Origin of the sequence: Bradyrhizobium sp. dw_411 (assembly GCF_018449695.1) — a bacterium.
Classification (GTDB): Bacteria; Pseudomonadota; Alphaproteobacteria; order Rhizobiales; family Xanthobacteraceae; genus Bradyrhizobium.
This window is the reverse complement of sequence record NZ_JAAVUY010000017.1, coordinates 139173-160374: the sequence shown is the minus strand read 5'-3', so window position 1 is coordinate 160374 and position 21202 is coordinate 139173. Positions and strand designations below refer to the sequence as shown.

The following is a 21202-nucleotide window of genomic DNA, read 5'->3' as shown; positions in this document are numbered from 1 at the left end:
TCTTCTTGACCACCCGGAACGTGCCGTTCGCGCGCGCGATAACGACGCTATCTGCGGTGACAACGCATTGCACAAAGCAAAGCGTGCTTCCGGTCTTGATCACCTGGGATTCTACCGTGAGCCATTGTCCGATCTGGGCGCTGCTGATGAAATCGATCGCCATGCCGACCGTCACCAGCGAATGGCTGCCTGCAAGCTTCTGGCCACAGCTATGTCCCATGGCCTTGTCGGTCAGTGCCGCGATCAATCCGCCATGCGCGAAGCCGCGCGCATTGGTGTGAGGCCTGGCGAGACGAAGGCCCAGAACAAGTGCGTCAGGTGTCTGTTTTGAGTAGATCGGCTCCCACGGGTCGGTCAGCGGACTTCGCCGGGTCTGCCGTTCGAAACCCTCGGGGATATCGGTATCGATGGCGGTCATGGGAGAGGCTCGTGTGCTGACAAGATGCCTCGCATCAAACGTCAACACGGCGCCAATTGCACCGCCTACAAAGTTTAAAGCATGATTTCAGCGGTTGTTTGAAATGGGAGGATCGTTGCTGTTCCCCGTCATTGCAAGGAGCGAAGCGACGAAGCAATCCATCGCGCAACGGGGCGAAGTGGAAGATGGATTGCTTCGCGGAGCCTGTCATCGGGCGCGCATTCGCGCGACCCGTTGGCTCGCAATGACGAATCTAGATCTCCGGTCAGCTCAATACGGCAGCCCGACGTAATTCTCCGACAGGGACGTCGTCGCGGCTTTCGAGCCCACTAGGTAATTCAGCTCGGCAATCTGGATGCGCGCGCCAAATCCTTCGGTGTCGGGAAACCGATGCAGCATCGCGGTCATCCACCACGAGAAGCGCACCGCTTTCCAGACCCGCGCCAGCGCTTTCTGCGAGTAGCCGTCGATCCCGACGGAAGATTTCTCGTCGTAATATTCGCGCAAGGCCCCCGAGAGGTAATGCACGTCGCTGGCGGCAAGGTTTAAGCCCTTGGCGCCGGTTGGCGGCACGATGTGGGCGGCGTCGCCGGCCAGGAACAGGCGTCCGAACCGCATCGGCTCGGCGACAAAGCTGCGCAGTGGCGCGATGCTCTTTTCGATCGAAGGCCCGGTGATAAGATTATCTGCTGCTTCCTGGTCCAGCCGCCGTTTCAATTCGTCCCAGAACCGGTCGTCCGACCATTGATCGACGTGATCGTCGAGGCTGCATTGGACGTAATAGCGGCTGCGGTGCGTCGAGCGCATGGTGCACAGCGCAAAGCCCCGGGCGTGGTTCGAATAGATCAGTTCATGGCTGACCGGCGGTGTCTCCGACAGGATGCCGAGCCAGCCGAACGGATAGATCCGCTCGAAGGTCTCGATCGCGGACGGCTTCACGCTGGCGCGGCTGACGCCGTGGAAGCCATCGCAACCGGCGATAAAGTCGCATGCGATCTCGTGGCTGACACCGTCCTTTACATAGGACACTTTGGGATGATCGGTGTCGAAATCCTGCGGCTTGACGTCGCTGGCTTCATAGACCGTGGTCAGGCCGGCGGCGCGGCGCGCATTCATCAGGTCGAGCGTTACTTCGGTCTGGCCATAGATCGTCACTGTCTTGCCGGTGGCCGCCTTCATGTCGATGCGATGGCGCGAACCGCCGAAGGCCAGCTCGATGCCGTCATGGACCAGGCCTTCCTGGTGCGCCCGTGCGCCGGCACCGATCTTGTCGAGCAGCGCGACGGTGCCTTCTTCGAGCAGGCCGGCGCGGATACGGCCGAGCACATAGTCGGGCGTCTGGCGCTCCAGGATGATGTTCTCGATTCCGTAAGCGTGCAGCAATTGTCCCAGCAGCAATCCCGCCGGTCCCGCGCCGATGATGGCTACTTTTGTCCGCAACACTTGCTCCCTCACCCGTGATAGAATTTAACACAGTCATTGCCGTTACCGGCGCGGCCGTTTGGCCGTCGCCGGCGCGTCTGCTTGCAATGATAATTATATCATATAACAATATCCGCAAAAGGGCCATTGAAGCCTGATGCTGGAGGGGAGACGATGTCGATGAGGAAAACGCTCCTGGCGTTGCTCGTGGCCGCCTGCGTATCGCCTGCTTACGGGCAGGAGAAGACCTTTGAGCTCAAATTGTCGCACTGGGTGCCAGCGTCGCACCCGCTGCAAAAGGCGCTGGAAGATTGGGGCGCCGCGGTCGAGAAGGAATCTGGCGGCACCATCAAATACAAGGTCTATCCCGCACAGCAACTCGGCAAAGCCTTCGACCATTATGATATGGCGCGCGACGGCATCGCCGATGTCACTTACATCAACCCGGGCTACCAGCCCGGCCGTTTCCCGATCGTTGGCGCCGGCGAGCTTCCCTTTCTGATGTCGGACGCCAAGGGAGGCTCGATGGGGCTCGACGCCTGGTACCGGAAATATGCCGCCAAGGAGATGAAGGACGTCAAGTTCTGCCTGGCTTTCATTCATTCCCCGTCGTCGTTTCACTCGCGCACCAAGAAGATCACGGTGCCGGATGACGTCAAAGGCATGAAGATCCGGCCCGCCGACGCCACCATCGCGAATTTCGTGACGCTGCTCGGCGGCACCAATGTTCAGTCCTCGGCGCCGGAAGTGCGCGACATCATCGAGCGCGGCGTTGCCGACGCCGTCACCTTCCCGTGGGGATCGCTGGTGCTGTTCGGCATCGACAAGGTGACGAAGTATCACATGGACGCGCCGCTCTACGTCACGACATTCGCCTTTGTCATGAACAAGGACAAATATGAGCAGATGTCCGACCGGCAGAAGAAGGCCATCGATGACAACTGCAACACCGAAGCTGCTGGTCGCGTCGGCGAGCCCTGGGGCAAATTCGAGGACGCCGGTGTCGACAAGGTAAAGGCGCAGTCCGGTCAGGAAGTGTACACGCTGACGCCGGAGCAGACCGTGCTGTGGAAGAAGGCGTCCGAGCCGCTGATCAAGACCTGGAGTGACAGCGTCAGGAAAACCGGTGTCGACCCGGACGCCGCATTGACCGAACTGCGCGCATCGCTCGCCAAATACAACGCCTTGACGCAGTAATCCCCCGTACGGCGGCCCTGCGTCGCCGGGCTCTCGTCTCGCAATTCCCCGAAACCGGTATGGAGCGGAAATGAAGCGCACATCCATGGATCGTTTTATCAATACGATCGAATGGATTGCGGCCGGATTTGTCGGCCTTGTCGCGGCCAACATCTTCATTTCGGTTCTGTTGCGCAATCTCTTCAACTATTCGATCCCGGATTCCTTCGATATCGGGCGCCTGATGCTCGGCATCCTGATCTTCTGGGGTATCGCGGCCACCAGCTATCGCGGTACCCACATCACGGTCGATTTGATCTGGGGCAATGTCGGTCCGAAATACCAGCGCTGGGTCGACGTGTTTGCGACTTTGGTCCTGTTGTTCGTGGTGACGGTGCAGACCTGGACGCTGTTCGACAAGGTCCGCGGCACCTACAACGACAATGTCACGACCTTCGACATGCATATGCCGACCTGGCCGTTCTTCGCGGTCGCATGGGCCGGCGACGTCTCCGCGGTTCTCTTGATCGCGATCCGCACCTGGCGGCTGATCTTTGATCCCGAAGAGATGCACGACCCGAAAGTCGCGGGTACGGAATGAGAACCGCATGAGTACCGACGCTGTTGCGGTCCTGGGATTTGTCGCGCTGTTCGCGCTGATGTTGCTGCGCGTGCCGGTCGGCATGGCGATGGGCCTCGTCGGCGTGTCCGGCTTCGGCTATCTGGTCGGCGGCACGCCGGCGCTCAAGCTGGTCGGCCAGACGTCGATGCGCACGGTGACCGACTATACGTTCGGTGTGATTCCGATGTTCCTGCTGATGGGAACGTTCGTCAGTAACTCCGGCATGAGCCGCGATCTATTCCGGGCGGCGAATGGTTTCGTCGGCCATTTTCGCGGCGGCCTCGGGATTGCGACGGTCGCGGCGTGCGGCGGCTTTGCCGCGATCTGTGGTTCATCAGTGGCAACGGCGGCGACATTTTCCGCCGTGGCCTATCCGGAAATGCGCCGTTTTGGTTACCCGCAATCCTTTGCCACCGGCGTGATTGCGGCCGGCGGCACTTTGGGGGCGATGCTGCCGCCCTCGACCGTGCTGGCGGTGTACGGCATCATCACCGAGCAGGACATCGGTAAACTGTTCATCGCCGGCATCATTCCCGGCCTGCTGGCGATGACGATGTACATGATCACCATTGCGTTGATCGGCTATTTCCGGCCGGGCTTCCTGCCGACCGGCGCGCAGACCACATGGCGCGAGCGGTTCGCCGGACTCAAGGACATCTGGGCGCCAGTGCTGCTGTTCGTTTTCGTGATCGGCGGGCTTTACGGTCTGCCGTTCCTGCCGCGCTTCACCCCGACCGAAGCTGGCGGCGTCGGCGCCACCGGCGCATTTTTGATTGGCGTCTTCACCGGGCGATTGGACAAGGACAAGATCCTCGCCTCGCTGCTGCAGGCGACCCGCACGGCGGCCGCGGTGTTCACGGTGCTGATCGGCGCGCTGATCTTCGGATATTTCCTCACGGTGACGCAGACCCCGCAAAAGGTCACGGAATTCCTCACCGGGCTTGGGCTTGGCAGTTATGGCGTGCTTGCGGTCATCATGGTGATGTATCTGGTGCTTGGCTGTCTGATGGACGCGATGGCGATGATTATCCTGACCGTGCCGATTATTTTCCCGGTGATCTCCCAGCTCGGTTTCGATCCGATCTGGTTCGGCGTGATCATCGTGATGACGGTCGAACTCGGGCTGATCCATCCGCCGGTCGGAATGAACGTCTTTGTCATCAAAAGCGTGGTCAAGGACGTGTCGTTCACCACGATCTTCAAGGGCGTGATCCCGTTTGTGGCGACCGATATCGTCAGGCTGATCATCCTGATCGCGTTTCCGTTGCTCGCAACCTGGCTGCCGCAACAGATGATGGCGCACTGATGACGCCGGTACTGCAGACCAAATATGTCTTCACCATCACCGCCTATATCGGCGGCGTGACATCTGCCGGCGAGATCGGCCATGGCGTGCGGCGGATCATTCCGGTGATCGGCGGTGAGGTGCGTGGCCCCGGGATCAACGGCAAGGTCAGCGCCTTCGGTGCCGATTTTCAGATCATCCGGCCCAATGAGTTGATCGAGCTCGAAGCCAAATACGCCTTCGAGACCGATGACGGCGCGGTGGTCTATGTCGAGAACCGGGGCATCCGCTTCGGGCCGATCGATCTGCTGCAGAAGCTCAAGCGCGGCGAGCCGGTCGATCCCAAGCTGATTTATTTTCGCACCGTGCCGAAGTTCGAGACCGGCAGTGAAAAATACCGCTGGCTGATGGAAAACCTGTTCATCGGATCGGCCGCACGCCATCTCGACCGTGTCGTGGTCGATGTGCATCAGGTGCTGTAACTTCTGTCGTTCCCGCGTACGCGGGAACCCATACGCTGCGGCCTGTCGGTTTAATAACGCTGTTCGACGTCTGTCTCTAACGACGAAAGTCGGTGGCAATGGGTCCCGGCTCAAGGCCGGGACGACACCGAGTATTGATTGACTCCTTCCCTATTAGTTATAAAACATAACTATTCTAGGCAGGAAACAATACCGCCATGGGAAACGCCGCCACCGGGACCTCGGATCCTTCCGCACTGCTCCAGCTCGAAATATCCGGGCCGGTGCTGACCGTCGGCCTCAACCGCCCGGCCAAGCGCAATGCGCTCAACGACGGCATCATCCTGGCGATCCAGGAATGCTTCACTAATCTGCCGGAGGGAATCAGCGCGGTGGTGATCCATGGCATCGGCGATCATTTCTCTTCCGGCCTCGACCTGTCGGAACTGACCGAGCAGGACGCCACCGACGGCCTGCGCCATTCGCAGATGTGGCATCGGGTGTTCGACCGCATTCAATATAGCCGCGTGCCGGTGATTGCCGCGCTGCGCGGTGCGGTGATCGGCGGCGGGCTCGAACTCGCTTGCGCCGCGCATATTCGCGTCGCCGAGCCCAGCGCCTATTTCGCATTGCCCGAAGGCCAGCGCGGTATCTTTGTCGGCGGCGGCGGATCGGTGCGGCTGCCGCGCTTGATCGGCGTGGCCAGAATGACCGACATGATGCTGACGGGGCGGGTTTACTCGGCGACCGAAGGCGCGTCCTACGGCTTTGCGCAATATCTCACCGAAGAAGGCCAGTCGCTGGCCAAGGCGATGGAACTGGCGGAGAAAGTTGCCAAGAATGCGCCGCTGACGAATTTCGCGGTGCTGCAGGCGCTGCCGATGATTGCCGAGGCCAACCCGCAAACCGGATTGCTGATGGAATCCCTGATGGCGACGGTGGCGCAAAGCGACAAAGAGGCTAAACTTCGCATCCGTGCGTTCCTCGATCGCAAGACGGCCAAGGTGAAGCCGACCTGACATGAGCGCCAAACCCGACATGTCCCTCCCGTTCGCCGGCCACGCGCATCCGCTGCGCGCGATCTCGTTCGGCGATCCCGCCGTGTCGATCGATCGCCGCGCCGACGGCACCATCTATCTGCGTCCGAAAATCGCGCTCGGCGACTACCCGGCGCGGCTGACTGATCGGCTGCATCATTGGGCGGGCAAAGAACCGAACCGTGTCTTCATGGCGGAGCGCGACGCAAACGGCGGCTGGCGGAAGATCACCTACGCTCAACTCCTGACCGCGGCCCGGCGCATTGCCTCCGGTCTGCTTGCGCGTGGTCTGTCGGCTGAGCGACCCGTCGTTATCCTTTCGGGTAATTCGGTCGACCATGCGCTGATGGCATTCGGTGCGCTCTATGGGGGGATCCCGCTTTGCCCGATGTCGCCGGCCTATTCGCTGGTCTCGAAAGATTACAGCAAATTGAGTTTCCTGATGAAGCTCTTGACGCCCGGTCTGGTGTTCGCGGATGACGCGGGAAAATTCGCCGATGCGATCCGTGTTAATGTCCCCGGTGAAACCGAAATCGTGGTGTCTCACGGCGAAGTGCCCGGCCGCGATGTCACGATGCTCAGCGCATTGCTCGCCTCGCTGGAATATCCTGGCCTTGATGCCGCGCATGACGCGATCGGCCCGGACACGATCGCCAAATTCCTGCTCACCTCAGGCTCGACCGGTAATCCCAAGGCCGTCATCAACACCCAGCGGATGATCTGCGCCAATCAGGTGATGCTGCGTGAGACCATGGCGTTCCTGAAGGACGAGCCGCCCGTGATCGTCGACTGGCTGCCGTGGAATCACACGTTTGGCGGCAATCACAATATCGGGCTGACGCTCTATAATGGCGGCTCGATGTATCTTGATGCGGGCAAGCCGATGCCCGGCGGCATCGAGGAGACCGTGCGCAATCTCCGCGAGATTTCCCCAACGGTCTATTTCAACGTGCCGAAGGGCTATGAATCGCTGCTGCCGTATTTGCGCGACGACAGGGCGTTGCGCGCCAAATTCTTCCACCGGCTGCACGCGATGTTCTTCTCGGGGGCGGCGATGTCGCCCTACATCTGGAACAGTATCGACGAACTCGCGGTGCAGGAAACGGGTTTTCGGGTGCCGATGCTGACAGGCCTCGGCGCCACCGAGACGGCGCCCTATTTCATGGCGGTGCGTCCCGCCACCAGCCGCTCCGGCCATGTCGGACTTCCCGTGTCCGGCAATGAGGCCAAGCTGGTGCCTGATAACGGCAAGCTGGAGGTTCGTGCCAAGGGGCCGAACGTTACGCCGGGCTATTGGCGTCAGCCTGATTTGACTGCGAAGGCTTTCGACGAGGAAGGCTTTTATAAATTCGGCGACGCCCTCAAGCCGGCCGATCCCGACGATCTCAACGCCGGTTTCGATTTCGACGGCCGCATCGCCGAGGACTTTAAACTCGCCAGCGGCACCTGGGTCAGCGTCGGTCCGCTTCGCGCGCGCTTTATCGCCGCCTGCGCCCCTCTGGTGCGCGATGTCGTGATCGCGGGCATCAACCGCGACGAACTGTCGGCGCTGGTTGTGCTCGATCTCGACGGTTGCCGCCTGATCAATCCGGCACTACTGCCCGATGACCTCGCGGCGGCGGTGTCCGATCCGCTGGTTCGTGGGGCATTTCGCGAGCGGTTTGTAAAATTTCTGGCGATGTCGACGGGATCGTCGACGCGGATCACCCGCGCGGTCCTGTTGGACACGCCGATGTCGATCGATCGCGGCGAAGTCACCGACAAGGGTTCGATCAATCAGCGTGCGGTGCTGGAGCATCGCAGCCGCGTGATCGACGAGATTTATGCGCCAACGCCGGCTACCGAGATCATCACGCTGAACTGAATTCGAACAACACATCGCCAGGGAGAGACTCATGCAGTTAAAAGGCCATGCCGCTATCGTCACCGGAGGCGCATCAGGCTTGGGCGCGGCGACCGCGCGCAAGCTCGCCGGGCAGGGCGCCAGGGTCGCGGTGTGCGATCTCAACGCCAAGCTGGCCGAGACCGTTGCCGCCGAGATCGGCGGCGTCGCGGTTGTCTGCGATGTCGCGGATGCGGCCTCGGCGGAAGCCGCGATCGCAGCGGCGGCCAAGGCCCATGGCCCGGCGCGGGTGCTGGTGAATTGCGCGGGGATCGGCGTTGCCAAGCGGGTGATCGGCCGCGACGGGCCGATGCCGCTGGCCGATTTCGACCGTGTCATCAGGATCAATCTGATTGGTTCGTTCAACATGTTGCGGCTGGCGACGGCGGACATGTCGAAACTGGAGCCGCTCGAGGGCGGTGAGCGCGGCGTGGTGATTTCGACCGCGTCGGTCGCGGCCTATGACGGCCAGATCGGGCAGTCGGCCTATTCGGCCTCGAAGGGCGGTATCGTCGGCATGACCTTGCCGATCGCACGCGAACTGGCGCAATTCGGCATCCGCGTGCTGACCATCGCACCGGGTCTGTTTCTGACGCCGCTATTGGCCGGTCTGCCGCAGGAAGCGCAGGACAGCCTGGCCGCGGCGATCCCGTTCCCGCACCGGCTCGGCCAGCCCGATGAATTCGCCTCGCTGGCGCTGCACATGATAGACAATCCCTATCTGAACGGTGAAGTCGTGCGCCTCGACGCGTCGCTGCGGATGGCGCCGCGCTAGGAAAACTGAATGTTCGTCCATCGCAGAGATGTGCAGATCCAGTGGGGCGATTGTGACCCCGCCAATATCGTCTATTACCCGCGCTACTTCGAGATGTTCGACGATTCGACGTCGATCCTGTTCGAGGCTGCGGGTTTTTCGAAACAGGACATCGTCAAGAAGTATGGCCTGGTCGGAATTCCCATGGTGGACACGCGGGCGAAATTCTACATCGCCTCGACCCATGGCGACTGGATCACGATCGAAAGCCGGGTCGAGAGCTTCAAGCGCTCGAGTTTTGAGGTGACCCACAGGGTGTTCAAGGGCGAGGCGCTGGCGATCGAGGCGTTCGAGACCCGCGTGCTGGTCGGGCGCCACCCGGATGATCCCGGCAAGTTAAAATCCGCGGCGGTGCCTAAGGAAATCGTCGCGAAATTCATGCTGGGCTAATTGGGGCCTCATCCAAAAAGGGGCTGAAGTGCCCGGCAGATTTGGCTATAAAAATAACACCCCACGGAGGACGTCATGAGGAATTTCCATCTGTCTGCCGCCATTGTCGCGGCGGCCTTCGCGCTGCCGGCGTTACCTGCGACCGCGCAGACCAACGAGATCACCATCGGCATCTCGATCTCCACCACGGGGCCGGCTGCCGCGCTTGGCATCCCCGAGCGTAACGCGCTCGACTTTGTGCCGAAGGAAATCGGTGGCGTGCCGCTCAAGCTGATCGTGCTCGACGATGGCGGCGATCCGACCGCCGCGACTACCAATGCGCGCCGGTTTGTTACCGAGTCCAAGGCCGACATCATCATGGGGTCGTGTATCACACCGCCGTCCATTGCGGTGTCCAACGTCGCCAACGAGGCAGGCATCCCGCATTTCGGGCTCTCGCCGTTTCCAATCACGCCGGAGCGGGCAAAATGGTCGGTCGACCTGCCGCAGTCGATCCCGATCATGGGCAAGGTGTTGTATGCGCATATGAAAGCGCACAACATCAAGACCGTGGGTTATATCGGCTACTCCGATTCCTACGGCGATCTCTGGGTCAATGATTTCAAGGCCCAGGCTGTTCCGATGGGCATGACACTGGTGGACGAAGAGCGCTTCGCGCGGCCGGATACTTCGGTTGCGGGGCAGGTGCTCAAACTGGTCGCCGCCAATCCCGATGCGATCCTGATTGGTGCATCCGGCACCGCCGCGGCGCTGCCGCAATCGGCATTGCGCGAACGCGGCTACAAGGGACTACTTTATCAGACCCACGGCGCCGCCAGCATGGACTTCATCCGCATTGCCGGCGCATCGGCGGAAGGCGTGATCATGTCGGCCGGGCCGGTGATGTCGCCGGAGACGCAGCCGGACGACGCGCTGACCAAAAAGCCGGGGCTCGCACTCAACGCGGTCTATGAGGCCAAGTACGGGCCCAATAGCCGTAGCCAGTTCGCCGGGCATTCCTACGACGCTTTTGAAGTGCTCAAGCGCATCATTCCGGTGGCCTTGAAGACCGCCAAACCGGGCACGCCGGAATTCCGCGAGGCGATCCGTCAGGCTTTGATCAGCGAAAGGGAAATCGTCGCCACCCAAGGCGTCTACAACTGGACCGAAAAAGACCGCTACGGCCTCGACGATCGCTCGCGCATCATCCTGACGGTGAAGGACGGCAAATACGTTCCGGCGATGTGAGGTTCGATTGTAGTTCACTTGTAGGGTGGGCAAAGCGCAAGCGTGCCCACCACCTGTCCACGGGCATAGGCGAAGAATGGTGGGCACGGCGCAAGGGCGCCTTTGCCCACCCTACGCTTTCCCGTTCAAACGCTTACAGCTTGGTCGATCCACGCGTCAGCAGCTTCCAGTCTGCGCCCTGTTTTTGCCAGTTCATCAGGATGTGCAGATTGGTAGAGCTCTTCTTGCCGTCGGCGACGGCCTGGGCTTCGCCGACCCAGTGAAACCGCACGATCGCGGCATCGCCGACCACGCGAATGCTGACGTCCTGGTAGGCCAGCGACAGAACTTTCGATTTTCCGTCGGTGGCATTGGTGACAAAGGTCGCCTTGTCTTCGACCCGGCCGTCGGAGTGGCTGTAGCTGAGCTGCGGCGCGCAGAGCCCTTCCAGTGTCTTGGCGTCGGCGTTCATCTGGGCCACACGAAACGCCTCGACGTTCTTTGCAACGGCGTCTTCATCGGCGCCGGCGAAGGCGGGGCCCACGCCCAGCAGTCCAACGGCAAGCAGCGGCAACGCTAAATCGCGGCGATTGATGTTCATGGTTTCCTCCGGGGTTGTTATGTTATCAGGGCAGTCTCGCAGCCGTTTTTGCCGTTGTCGAGTAGGTGTACTCGATGTTGCAATTGCGAAGTCGTAGGGTGGGCAAAGCAAGCGTGCCCACCGCCTTTGACCAACAAGGATCGTGGTCACGGCGCAAGGGCGCCCTTACCCACCCTACGAATGCGACCCGACGATATATACGTCGTTTAAATCACGCTCGCGCCTTCATGCGTGAAGCCAAGATAGCTGGCGGCGACGCGGGTATTGGCGGCGATGTCCTTGGCCGGACCGTTCAGGATGAATTCGCCGAGCTCCATCACATAGGCGCGGTCGGCGATTTGCAGCGCGGCCTGCGCGTTCTGTTCGACCAGCAGCACCGAGACGCCGCTCGCGCGCAACTCGCCGATGATGCGGAAAATATCCGCGACGATGATCGGCGCCAATCCAAGACTCGGTTCATCCAGCATCAACAGCTTCGGCGCGCCCATCAGGGCGCGACCCATCGCCAGCATCTGCTGCTCGCCGCCGGATAATGTCCCGGCCAATTGCTTGTGGCGTTCTTTCAACCGCGGAAACAGCGTGTAGACGCGCTCCAATGACTGCGCCGCGACAGCTTTGGTTATCCGAAACGCGCCGAGCTGCAGATTGTCCTCGACATTCATGCTGCCGAACAATTCGCGATGCTCTGGCACCAGGCTGAGCCCGGCAGCGACCCTATCCTCGATGTCGAGCCGTGCCATGTCTTGATTTGCAAAGGTCACGCCGCCCTTCAGCGGCAGAATGCCCATGATGGCGTTCAAGAGCGTGGTCTTGCCGGCGCCATTGGCGCCGATGATGGTGACGATCTCGCCCGTGGCGACATCGAGCGAGACCGAGCGGACCGCTTCGACCTTGCCATAGGCGATATGCGCCGAGGATACCGACAGCAGCGTGTTTCCGCCGGCGTTCATGCAACGGCTCCGAGATAGGCCTTGATCACCTCGGGATTGGTCTTGATCGCTTGCGGCGTGCCCTCGGCGATTTTGGTGCCGAAATCCAGCACCACGATGCGGTCGGCCAGATCCATCACGAAGCCCATATCGTGTTCCACCAGCAGCACCGACATGCCGCCGTCGCGCAATTGGCGCAACAAGGCTGCGAGCTGCTGCTTTTCCATGTGACGCAGTCCGGCCGCCGGTTCATCGAGCAGTAATAACATCGGGTCGACGCACAGCGCGCGGGCGATCTCGACAATGCGCTGCTGGCCGAGCGACAGGCTCCCGGCCAACTGATCGATCTGGTCGCCGAGACCGACACGCTCGATCTGGCGCGTTGCTTCCGCCAGTAGTTTTGCCTCGTCAGCGCGATCAAGGCGGAACATGCTGGCGATAGCGCCGGCATGGCCGCGCAGATGCGCGCCGATCGCGACGTTCTCCAGCACAGTCATGTCGGGCACCAGTTTGACATGCTGAAACGTTCTGGCGATGCCGAGTTTTACGATCTGTTGCGGGGCGGCATGGCCGACCTTTTTGCCGAGCACGGAGATCGTGCCGCCCGAGGGGGCGAGCACGCCGGTGATCAGGTTGAACGTCGTGCTCTTGCCGGCGCCGTTGGGACCGATCAGCGCCACGATCTCGCGGGCCTGGACGTCGAAAGAGACGTCGTTGACCGCGATCACGCCGCCGAATTGCTTGCGGGCGTGGTCGATCTGCAGGAGTACGTCGGGCGTGATCGCGGGCCTGATACGCGCGGGCAGGACCAGCGACGTATCGGGTCGTTTTCGTTTGGGCCTGAACGGCAACCACACGGTAAGCGAGGGCCACACGCCGGTTGGCGCGATCTGCAGCAGCGTCACCAAGAGGATGCCGAACACGATGGTTTCGAGCTGGCCTTCGCCATGAAACAAATAGGGCAGATAGCTCTGCAGCAATTCCTTCAGGATCACGACAATCGCGGCGCCGAGGACGCCGCCCCAGACGTAGCCGGCGCCGCCGACCACGGCGATGAACAGATATTCGATGCCGGTCTGCACGCCGAACGGTGTCGGATTGGTCGCGCGCTGGAAATGCGCATAGAACCAGCCGGACAGTCCCGCCAGCACCGCCGCATAGATGAATACCAGCAGCTTGGCGCGCGGCGTCTGAACGCCGAAGGCTTCGGCGGCGACATGTCCGCGCCGCAGCGCGCGGATCGCGCGGCCCGTGCGCGAGTCCAGCAGATTCAAGGTGAGCAGCGCACATAGAAGCACCGCGATCCAGATCGCGAAATAGATCGTTCCGGGATCGATCATCCGCAGCGAGCCGATCGACAGCGGCGGAATGCCGGAGATGCCGTCATTGCGTCCCAAAAACTCAAGCTTGCTGAACAGATAAAACAGGCCGAGGCCCCAGGCCAGCGTGCCGAGCGGCAGATAATGTCCCGACAACCGCACCGTGACGAGGCCGAGCAAGACCGCGGCGATACCGCTCACCAGCAGAGAGAGCGGCAGTGTCAGCCATGGCGAGACGCCATAGGCCGTCGTTAGCACCGCCGTGGTATAGGCGCCGAAGCCGCAAAATGCCGCTTGGCCGAACGAGGTGAGGCCGCCGACGCCGGTCAGCAGCACCAGCCCCATCGCCACCAGCGCGGACAGGCCGATATTGTCCAGCAGTACGATCCAGAACGGCGGCACGCCCGGAATGAACGGGATCGCCGCCATCACGAGCGCAAAGACGATGATGGGCAGTCGCGGCATCATCGCGCTCAATCCTTCTCTTCCTCGACCGCGGGCGCTGCCAGCGACCGCAGCACGAGCACCGGAAGGATCAGCGTGAAGACGATGACTTCCTTGAAGTTGCTGGCATAGAAGGATGAGAACGCCTCGACCGCGCCAACCAGAAGCGCGGCGATCGCGGTCAGCGGATAGCTGACAAGACCGCCGATGATCGCGGCGACAAAGCCTTTCAGGCCGATCAGAAATCCGGTGTCGTAATACAGCGTCGTGATCGGCACGATCAGGATTCCCGAGACCGCGCCGATCACAGAGGCCAGCAGGAAGGCGATCTGTCCTGATAGCGCGGTCCGGATGCCGACAAGACGCGCGCCGAGACGATTGACCGCGGTGGCGCGCAGCGCCTTGCCCATTCGGGTAAAGCCGAAGAACATCCAAAGTCCCGCGATCAAGGCGAGCGTGATGGCGTAGACCGCGATGCTCTGGCCGGTGAATCGCAGTGGGCCGACAATGAAGGCGCTATCGGAAACCGTCGGGCCGCGCTGGCCTTCGGCGCCGAAAAACACCAGGCCGAAACCCTGCAGCGCGAGGTGACAGCCGACTGCGGCGATCAAAAGCACCAGCACCGAGGCATGGGCGATCGGCTGAAACGCGATCCGATAGAGAAATAATCCGATCGCGGCGACGATTACCAGCGACAGTGCGATGTTGACGCCGATCGGGCTGTGATGGCCGGCGAGCCAGATCGTAAGCGCCAGCACGGCGGCGGGCAGCACGATGTCGATCGCCAAGGCACGCGCGATCAGTTTTGCATGCAGCGCGCGGCGGCCGGCGAATAAATCGAGGCCAAAGGCCACGATACCCATCGCCAGCGCCAGCCGCGCGGTTCCCGGAACCTGCCCCGAAGACAACGTGGCATAGGTCAGCGCGCCATAGGTGACGAACTCGCCCTGCGGAATCAGGATCACACGGGTGACGGCGAACACCAGCACCAGTGCCAGCCCGAGCAGCGCGTAGATCGCACCATTGGTGATGCCGTCCTGCAGCAGGAACAGCATGATCGTCGTGTTCAAGACCGGGCGCTCCCCCTCAGGCGTCGGCTGCGCGGGGCTTCAAACCGCCGCCCGGCCGTCCGATATCAGCAGTTGAAAAAGCCTGCCGATATTTGATATGGTGGATAACAATTATCAAATATAATCTCAAGGCAGGTTTTGACTGAGCCTTTTTAGAGCGTTTTCGAGCGAAGTGGACACCGGTTCGCGTGAAGAAAACGCGTCAAAACAAAAACTGGAGCCCGGTTCTGATTCCATCAGAACCGATAGAGTTCCAGCCTAGCGGGATTGCGAGCCTCGAGCGATGACTGTTTCCAAAAACGCCGCGATCGATGCCGTCAAGGGCGTGCGTTCCTCGCGCAAGGAGCCGGCTGACGACGCGGCTGAGGGCACAGCGCTGCAACTGGGTGAACTGGCCGAGTTGCTCGGCTATTCACTCAAGCGCGCACAGTTGAAAGTCTTCGAGGATTTTCTGCACTGTGTCGCGCCGCTGCAACTGACCCCGGCGCAATTCTCGGTATTGTTGCTGCTCGACAATAACCCCGGGCGTAACCAGACCGAAATCGCCAACACGCTCGGAATTCTCCGGCCGAATTTCGTCGCGATGCTGGATGGTCTGGAAAGCCGCGATTTGTGCGCACGGATGCGCTCGACCAATGATCGGCGCTCGCACATTCTGGTGCTGACCGACAAGGGGCGCGCGGTGCTGGCGCGGGCCAAGAAGCTCGTCGCCGCCAAGCATGAAGCGCGTCTCAACGAATTGCTCGGCCCCGCCAACCGCGCGGCGCTGCTCGGCATGCTGGCCAAGATTGCCAAGGAATTTTGAGGGGCGGCTCATCTTGAGGAGCCGCAAAGCGGCGTCTCGAAGGATGAGATGGAACGCGTGATCTCATGGTTCGAGACGCGCGAAGACGCGCTCCTCACCATGAGGAACTGAGGCGCGATCAGGCCGCGACGATGCGGTTGGGTGCGGGCTGAACTTCACGCTCCGGCAGGAACAACCGCTCGATCTCGCGGGCCGGCAGCGGCTTGCTGAACAGGAAGCCCTGCATCTCGGTGCAGCCTTCGGACGTGATGCTGTCGAGCTGTTCGCGTGTTTCGACGCCTTCGGCCGTGGCGGTCATGCCCATGCCGCTCGCGAGTGCCGCGACCGCGCGCACGATGTTCAGCGAACCCGAGTTTTCCGTGATGTCCTTGACGAAGGAGCGGTCGATCTTGATCTTGTCGAACGGAAACGACTGCAAATAAGTGAGCGAGGAATAGCCGGTGCCGAAATCGTCGAGCGCGATCCGCACGCCCAGCCCGCGCAACTGATGCAGTACGGCCAGCGTGGCTTCCTTGTTTTGCAGCAATACGGTCTCGGTAATCTCGATTTCCAGCCGTGCCGGATGGAGGCCCGAGGCCGCCAACGCGCCGACGATGACCTGCAGCAGGCCGGGATTACGGAATTGCACGGCTGAAATATTGACGGCGACGCGCGCATCGCCCGGCCACTTCGCCGCGGTCGCGCAGGCCTCGCGGATCACCCACTCGCCCATCGGGACGATGAAGCCGATTTCTTCCGCAAGCGGGATGAAAGTGCCAGGTGATACCAGTCCGTGCTGCGGATGATTCCAGCGGATCAGCGCTTCGAAGCCGCTGACCTCGTTGCTCGCCAGGTTGACCACCGGCTGGTAGTAGAGCTCGAATTCGCCTGATGACAGCGCCTTGCGCAGGTCCTGCTCCATCAGGCGGCGGGTCTGCATCTGCAGGTCCATCGCCGGTTGGAAGAACCGGAACACACCGCGTCCGTCGCCCTTGGCGCGGTAGAGCGCGAGGTCGGCGTTGCGCAGCAGCCTGTCGGGCCGCAGGCCATCGCCCGGACCGACCGCGATGCCGATGCTGGCGCCGATCACGGCCTGATGGCCGTCAATCTCGAAGGGTTCGCCGATCGACCGGATGATCCGCTCGGCGAGCGAGGTCGCCTCGGAAGGATCCTTGATCGGCGCCTGCACGATGACGAATTCATCGCCGCCCATCCGGGCGATGGTGTCGCTGGCGCGAACCAGCCCGCGCAGCCGGTCCGCCACCAGCTTCAGGAGCTTGTCGCCGGCGGGATGGCCGAATGTATCGTTGACCGCCTTGAAATGGTCGAGATCGAGATGATGAACCGCGACGATCTCCTCGCGGTGAATTCGCGCACCCAGCGCATGTTCGAGCCGTTCGTTCAGCAACACGCGATTGGCAAGATCCGTCAGCGCATCATGGTGCGCCATGTATTCGATCTTGACCTCGGAGCGCCGCTGCTCGGTGATGTCTTCATGGGTCGCGACCCAGCCGCCGTCCGGCATCGGGCGATGGCGGATCTTGAACGTGCGCCCGTTGCGCAGTTCGACGATACTGTCGGTGGGTTCGGCGGATACGGCAACATTGGCGCGCCAGATCAGATATTCCTCGCGGGTCATCGCCGGAAAGCTGCCCGCCTCGAAGCGCATGTCGACGATTTCGGTCAGGGCGGTGCCCGGGCCGACGCGGTCGTGCGACAGGTCATACATATCGATATAGCGGTCGTTACACACGATCAGCCGGTGCGCCGCATCGAAGAAGCACAACCCTTGCGACATGTTGTTGATCGCAGTGTCGAATTGAAAGTGCCGGATTCGCAGATCCTCTTCCTGCGCCTTGCCGACCTCGTATTGCCGCTGCAGGCGGGCGCTCATTTCCTCCCGCGCGGTGATGTCCTCGTGCGTGGCCATCCCGCCACCGTTCGGCATCGGATAAATCGTGTAGGCAATGATCCGGCCATCGGTGAATTCCTGCACCGTAGTGCCGGCCTGAAGCGCGGTTCCGATGTGCTCGCGGATATATTCCTCTGACGGGACAGATATTTTCAGACCCAGATTCAGCCGGTGCTGGATCATGTCCTTGAGCAGCGTTCCGGGCTTCACCTGTTCGGGTGAAAGCCCATAGATTTCCATGTAGCGCCGGTTGCAGAACAGGATCGCGCGCTTGTCGTCGAAGATGGTCAATCCCAGCGATAGATTTTGGAGCGCGACTTCAAGCAATCCAGCCGGTTGAACCGGCTCCGGATGAATGGCGCGCTGTGTTGAATCCACCATATGACGACCCCCTGCTGCGGGTTCGCAGCACTCCGGCAATCAGGAGCCGCATATTGGAAGGGCAAGCCGGTAAATTACACCCTTGTAACGTCCTGCGCCCGGCGGCTTCTTCAGAGTTCGCTAAACAAAGCGTTAAAAAAATTCAGCGCGGGCGGCCGGCATCGCGAGACGATGATTTCGCAACGAAAATAAGTTGCGATGCAATGCCGGGATATGTCGCCTTGCCGACTCTTGCCGATGGTGTGCAACCCCGATGGCCGGAATCTAAACCGCGTCGACCAGGATCACTCTGACATCGTTGACATTGGTGAGCGTCGGGCCGGTCTGCAGGCGATCGCCAGTCGCGGTGAAGAAGGCGGTGGCGTCGTTGTTGTCGAGATAGGCTTTGGGATCGAGACCAAGCGACTTCATCTTTGCGAATGTGGCCTGATCGATGATCGCGCCCGCCGGATCGGAAGCGCTGCCGGCGCCGCCGTCCGCGCCGTCGGTATCGCCGGCCAGCGCCGCAATGCCGGAGGTGTTCTTGAGCAGATCGGCCAGCGCCAGCGCATATTCCTGGTTGGGGCCGCCGCGGCCGTTGCCGCGCACGGTCACGGTGAGTTCGCCGCCCGAGATGATTGCGACGCGCTTGCCTTCGGCTTGCGCCTTCAACGCGAGCCGCGCGTGATCGGCCGCGACCTCGCGGGCCTCGCCTTCGAGATCGGCGCCGAGATCGATGATCGCGTATCCGGCCGTTGCGGCTACCTTGATCGCGGCATCGAGCGACGCTTTCGGCCGCGCGATCAGTTCATACTGCGCGCGCGCGAACGCCGGATCGCCGGGTTTGCAGCTTTCGTTGTTGGGGTCATTGAGCGCGCGGCCAATCGCGTCGTCGACCTTCAAATCATATCTCGCGACCAGCGCGCGCGCATCGGCGAGCGTCGTCGGGTCCGGCACGGTCGGCCCCGAAGCGATCGCAGAGGGATCGTCATGCGGCACGTCCGAGATCGCCAGCGTCACGATCTCGGCGCGCTGACCGGCCCGCGCCAGCCGCCCGCCCTTGATCCGCGACAGATGCTTGCGCACGGTGTTGACCTCGCCGATCGGCGCGCCCGAGCGCAACAGCGCGCGCGTCACCTGCTGCTTCTGCGCAAAGGACACGCCCTCGACCGGCGCGATCCAGTTCGCCGAGCCGCCGCCCGACAACAACACCAGCAGGAGATCGTCCGCACGGGCATCGGCGGCCATCTGCAGGCTCTGCTCGGCGCCCTTCAGCCCGGCCTCGTCGGGCACGGGATGGCCGGCTTCGATCATCTTGATCCGGCGAGTCGGCACGCCGTGGCCGTGACGGGTGGTGGCGATGCCCTGCAATCGCTCGGGCGCCAGTCCCAATTGATCGAGATAATACCGCTCCGCGGCCGCAGCCATCGCACCCGCGCCCTTGCCGGCGGCGAGACAAATCACCCGGCCCTTCGGGACCGGGCGCAGATGCGCCGAGAGCACAACGTCGGGATGAGCCGCGGCGACGGCGGCGTCGAAAATCGTGCGCAGGAGAGGGCGTTTGTCGGTCATTGTTTCACGGAATCTGCCATCGGGATATCGGATGCCGGTTATCCATCCGATTGAAGCAAAAGAAAACCCCCGCGGCGCCCGCGGGGGTCATATGGCCTGTCCTCACACCTCAGCCGCCGACATCCGCACTGATGATGTCGCCGAACAGTTCCCATTTCTCGCCCTTGAACTTCATCAGTTGAAGCTGGCTGATCGGGGCGAAATCGGTCGGGCTGGTGTTGATCTTGATGCCGGGCAGCAGGACTTCGCTGCGGAAATCCTTGAGGCTCGCGGCCTGTTTCATGACATTGGCGCGGGTCAGGTCGTCACCGCATTTGGTGAGGACTTCCACCAGCGTCTGGGCAACGCCATAGCCGACCACAACATTGCCGTCGAGCTTGTTGCCTTCCGGGTAATCCTTGGCGAGAAATTCGTAGAATTTCTTCATGCCAAGATCGTTGTCCCATTGCGGGTCCGACGCGTCCTTCAGATAGGCGGCGGAAACGATGCCTTGCGAATTGTCATAGCCGGCCGGCTTGATCACGCTGCCGACCGACGCCGAAACGTTGTTGAGGAAGTGAAGCGGCTTCCAGTCGATCTCGGCGACCTTCTTGATGGCTTGCGCCGCGAATTTCGGTGTCGCGATATCGATGAATACATCGGCGCCGCTGGCCTTGAGCTTGACGATGTGATTGTCGATGGTCGGCTCCGAGGTCTCGAAACTCTCCTCGGCGATGATCATCGAGGCGGCCCTGGCGCCGAGACCATCTTTCAGGCCTTTGAGGTAGTCCTTGCCGTAATCGTCGTTCTGATACAGCACGCCTATTTTCGCGTTCGGTTTCTCTTTGAGAAGATACTTGGCGTAGATCTGCGTTTCGCTCTGGTAGCTCGGCTGCCACCCCATGGTCCATGGAAAATCCCTGGGATCGTTCCACTTGGTGGCGCCGGTGGCGACGAACAGTTGCGGCACCTTTTTCGAATTCATGTATTTGTGGATCGCGGAATTCGGCGGCGTGCCGAGCGGGTTGAACACCAGCAGGACTTCGTCGCTTTCCACCAGCTTGCGCGCCTGTTCCACCGTCTTCGGTGGGCTGTAGCCGTCGTCATAGGTGATGAAATTGATCTTGCGGCCGTTGATGCCGCCGGTATCGTTGATCTTCTTGAAATAAGCCGCTTCGGTCTTGCCGATCACGCCATAGGCGGAGGCGGGGCCGCTATAGGGCATGATGTTGCCGATCTTGATTTCTGTATCGGTGGCGCCGGCGTCGTATTTCTTCTGTGCGAGCGCGCCGCTACCGGATGCGGCCAGCAGCGCGAGTGCGGCGGCCGAGGCAACGACTATTCTGGTCGCGGTGACAGGCATGATCCTCTCCCTCATTTCCATTGGTATGGATGGCGTGTGTCACGGCCTTCTTGATCGAAAGCTCTTTGAACCCAACGCCTTGAGTAACATTTTACCGGATGGCTCACAAGAAAAAGCCCTCCGCGCCGGGCGCGAAGGGCTGCTTCTTTAGTCGTC

20 protein-coding genes are annotated in these 21202 nt (G+C 61.5%); 11 read left to right on the top strand and 9 right to left on the bottom strand.

Annotated elements, in window-relative coordinates:
• On the bottom strand, positions 1 to 418 hold a 418-nt coding region (locus tag HB676_RS26310), incomplete at its 3' end, for a PaaI family thioesterase (RefSeq protein ID WP_213741384.1).
• A gap of 270 nt (positions 419 to 688) precedes the next feature.
• The gene (gene pobA / locus HB676_RS26305; protein ID WP_213741383.1) at positions 689 to 1858 is read right to left on the bottom strand and encodes a 4-hydroxybenzoate 3-monooxygenase; all 1170 of its coding nucleotides are present in this window, start codon (positions 1856 to 1858) and stop codon (positions 689 to 691) included.
• A gap of 162 nt (positions 1859 to 2020) precedes the next feature.
• Between pobA and HB676_RS26300 the strand changes: the two genes are divergently transcribed.
• The 9 genes from HB676_RS26300 (at position 2021) to HB676_RS26260 (ending at position 10734) form a co-directional block, all read left to right on the top strand.
• On the top strand, positions 2021 to 3037 hold the full coding sequence (locus tag HB676_RS26300; protein ID WP_213741382.1) for a TRAP transporter substrate-binding protein: 1017 nt from the start codon (positions 2021 to 2023) through the stop codon (positions 3035 to 3037).
• A 70-nt stretch (positions 3038 to 3107) separates the two neighbouring features.
• On the top strand, positions 3108 to 3617 hold the full coding sequence (locus HB676_RS26295; protein ID WP_213741381.1) for a TRAP transporter small permease: 510 nt from the start codon (positions 3108 to 3110) through the stop codon (positions 3615 to 3617).
• A gap of 7 nt (positions 3618 to 3624) precedes the next feature.
• Entirely contained in the window at positions 3625 to 4944 is a 1320-nt protein-coding gene (locus HB676_RS26290; protein ID WP_213741380.1) for a TRAP transporter permease, read from the top strand.
• A complete protein-coding gene (locus HB676_RS26285) occupies positions 4944 to 5405 on the top strand; it encodes a DUF3237 domain-containing protein (RefSeq protein WP_213741379.1) in 462 nt (153 codons plus the stop codon). Before HB676_RS26290 ends, HB676_RS26285 begins: the two co-directional genes overlap by 1 nt.
• A 197-nt stretch (positions 5406 to 5602) precedes the next feature.
• Complete coding sequence (locus HB676_RS26280; protein WP_213741378.1) at positions 5603 to 6403, top strand: crotonase/enoyl-CoA hydratase family protein; 801 nt, start codon at positions 5603 to 5605, stop codon at positions 6401 to 6403.
• Position 6404: 1 nt separating this feature from the next.
• Entirely contained in the window at positions 6405 to 8285 is a 1881-nt protein-coding gene (locus HB676_RS26275; protein WP_213741377.1) for a feruloyl-CoA synthase, read from the top strand.
• A gap of 31 nt (positions 8286 to 8316) precedes the next feature.
• Positions 8317 to 9078, top strand: a complete 762-nt coding sequence (locus tag HB676_RS26270) for an SDR family NAD(P)-dependent oxidoreductase (RefSeq protein WP_213741376.1) — start codon at positions 8317 to 8319, stop codon at positions 9076 to 9078.
• Positions 9079 to 9087: 9 nt separating this feature from the next.
• Complete coding sequence (locus HB676_RS26265) at positions 9088 to 9507, top strand: thioesterase family protein (RefSeq protein WP_213741375.1); 420 nt, start codon at positions 9088 to 9090, stop codon at positions 9505 to 9507.
• 75 nt (positions 9508 to 9582) lie between these two features.
• On the top strand, positions 9583 to 10734 hold the full coding sequence (locus HB676_RS26260; RefSeq protein ID WP_213741374.1) for an ABC transporter substrate-binding protein: 1152 nt from the start codon (positions 9583 to 9585) through the stop codon (positions 10732 to 10734).
• A gap of 133 nt (positions 10735 to 10867) precedes the next feature.
• Here the strand turns inward: HB676_RS26260 and HB676_RS26255 are convergent, their stop codons facing one another.
• The 4 genes from HB676_RS26255 to HB676_RS26240 form a co-directional block, all read right to left on the bottom strand.
• Positions 10868 to 11314 carry a nuclear transport factor 2 family protein gene (locus HB676_RS26255; protein ID WP_213741373.1) on the bottom strand — a complete coding sequence of 149 codons (447 nt, stop codon included), beginning with the start codon at positions 11312 to 11314 and terminating at the stop codon, positions 10868 to 10870.
• A gap of 206 nt (positions 11315 to 11520) precedes the next feature.
• Positions 11521 to 12264, bottom strand: coding sequence for an ABC transporter ATP-binding protein (locus HB676_RS26250; RefSeq protein WP_213741372.1), 744 nt, complete (start codon positions 12262 to 12264; stop codon positions 11521 to 11523).
• Complete coding sequence (locus HB676_RS26245; protein ID WP_213741371.1) at positions 12261 to 14030, bottom strand: branched-chain amino acid ABC transporter ATP-binding protein/permease; 1770 nt, start codon at positions 14028 to 14030, stop codon at positions 12261 to 12263. The genes HB676_RS26250 and HB676_RS26245 overlap by 4 nt, the downstream gene beginning before the upstream one ends.
• 5 nt (positions 14031 to 14035) lie before the next feature.
• Complete coding sequence (locus HB676_RS26240; protein WP_213741370.1) at positions 14036 to 15076, bottom strand: branched-chain amino acid ABC transporter permease; 1041 nt, start codon at positions 15074 to 15076, stop codon at positions 14036 to 14038.
• A 283-nt stretch (positions 15077 to 15359) separates the two neighbouring features.
• Here HB676_RS26240 and HB676_RS26235 point away from each other — a divergent pair, with 283 nt between their 5' ends.
• Entirely contained in the window at positions 15360 to 15881 is a 522-nt protein-coding gene (locus tag HB676_RS26235; RefSeq protein WP_213741369.1) for a MarR family transcriptional regulator, read from the top strand.
• Between the two features lie 118 nt (positions 15882 to 15999).
• Here HB676_RS26235 and HB676_RS26230 read toward each other — a convergent pair whose 3' ends face one another.
• The 3 genes from HB676_RS26230 to HB676_RS26220 all read right to left on the bottom strand — a co-directional run bounded on the left by HB676_RS26230 (position 16000) and on the right by HB676_RS26220 (position 21046).
• Positions 16000 to 18153, bottom strand: a complete 2154-nt coding sequence (locus tag HB676_RS26230; RefSeq protein ID WP_213741368.1) for an EAL domain-containing protein — start codon at positions 18151 to 18153, stop codon at positions 16000 to 16002.
• A 264-nt stretch (positions 18154 to 18417) separates the two neighbouring features.
• Positions 18418 to 19704 (bottom strand): glycerate kinase, encoded by a 1287-nt coding sequence (locus HB676_RS26225; protein ID WP_213741367.1) that lies wholly within the window; start codon positions 19702 to 19704, stop codon positions 18418 to 18420.
• A 109-nt stretch (positions 19705 to 19813) separates the two neighbouring features.
• Positions 19814 to 21046 (bottom strand): ABC transporter substrate-binding protein, encoded by a 1233-nt coding sequence (locus HB676_RS26220; RefSeq protein WP_213741366.1) that lies wholly within the window; start codon positions 21044 to 21046, stop codon positions 19814 to 19816.
• On the opposite strand from HB676_RS26220, the gene HB676_RS26215 reads away from it, so the two are divergent.
• A complete protein-coding gene (locus HB676_RS26215) occupies positions 21045 to 21197 on the top strand; it encodes a hypothetical protein (protein WP_213741365.1) in 153 nt (50 codons plus the stop codon). The genes HB676_RS26220 and HB676_RS26215 overlap by 2 nt on opposite strands.
• Positions 21198 to 21202 lie beyond the last annotated feature (5 nt).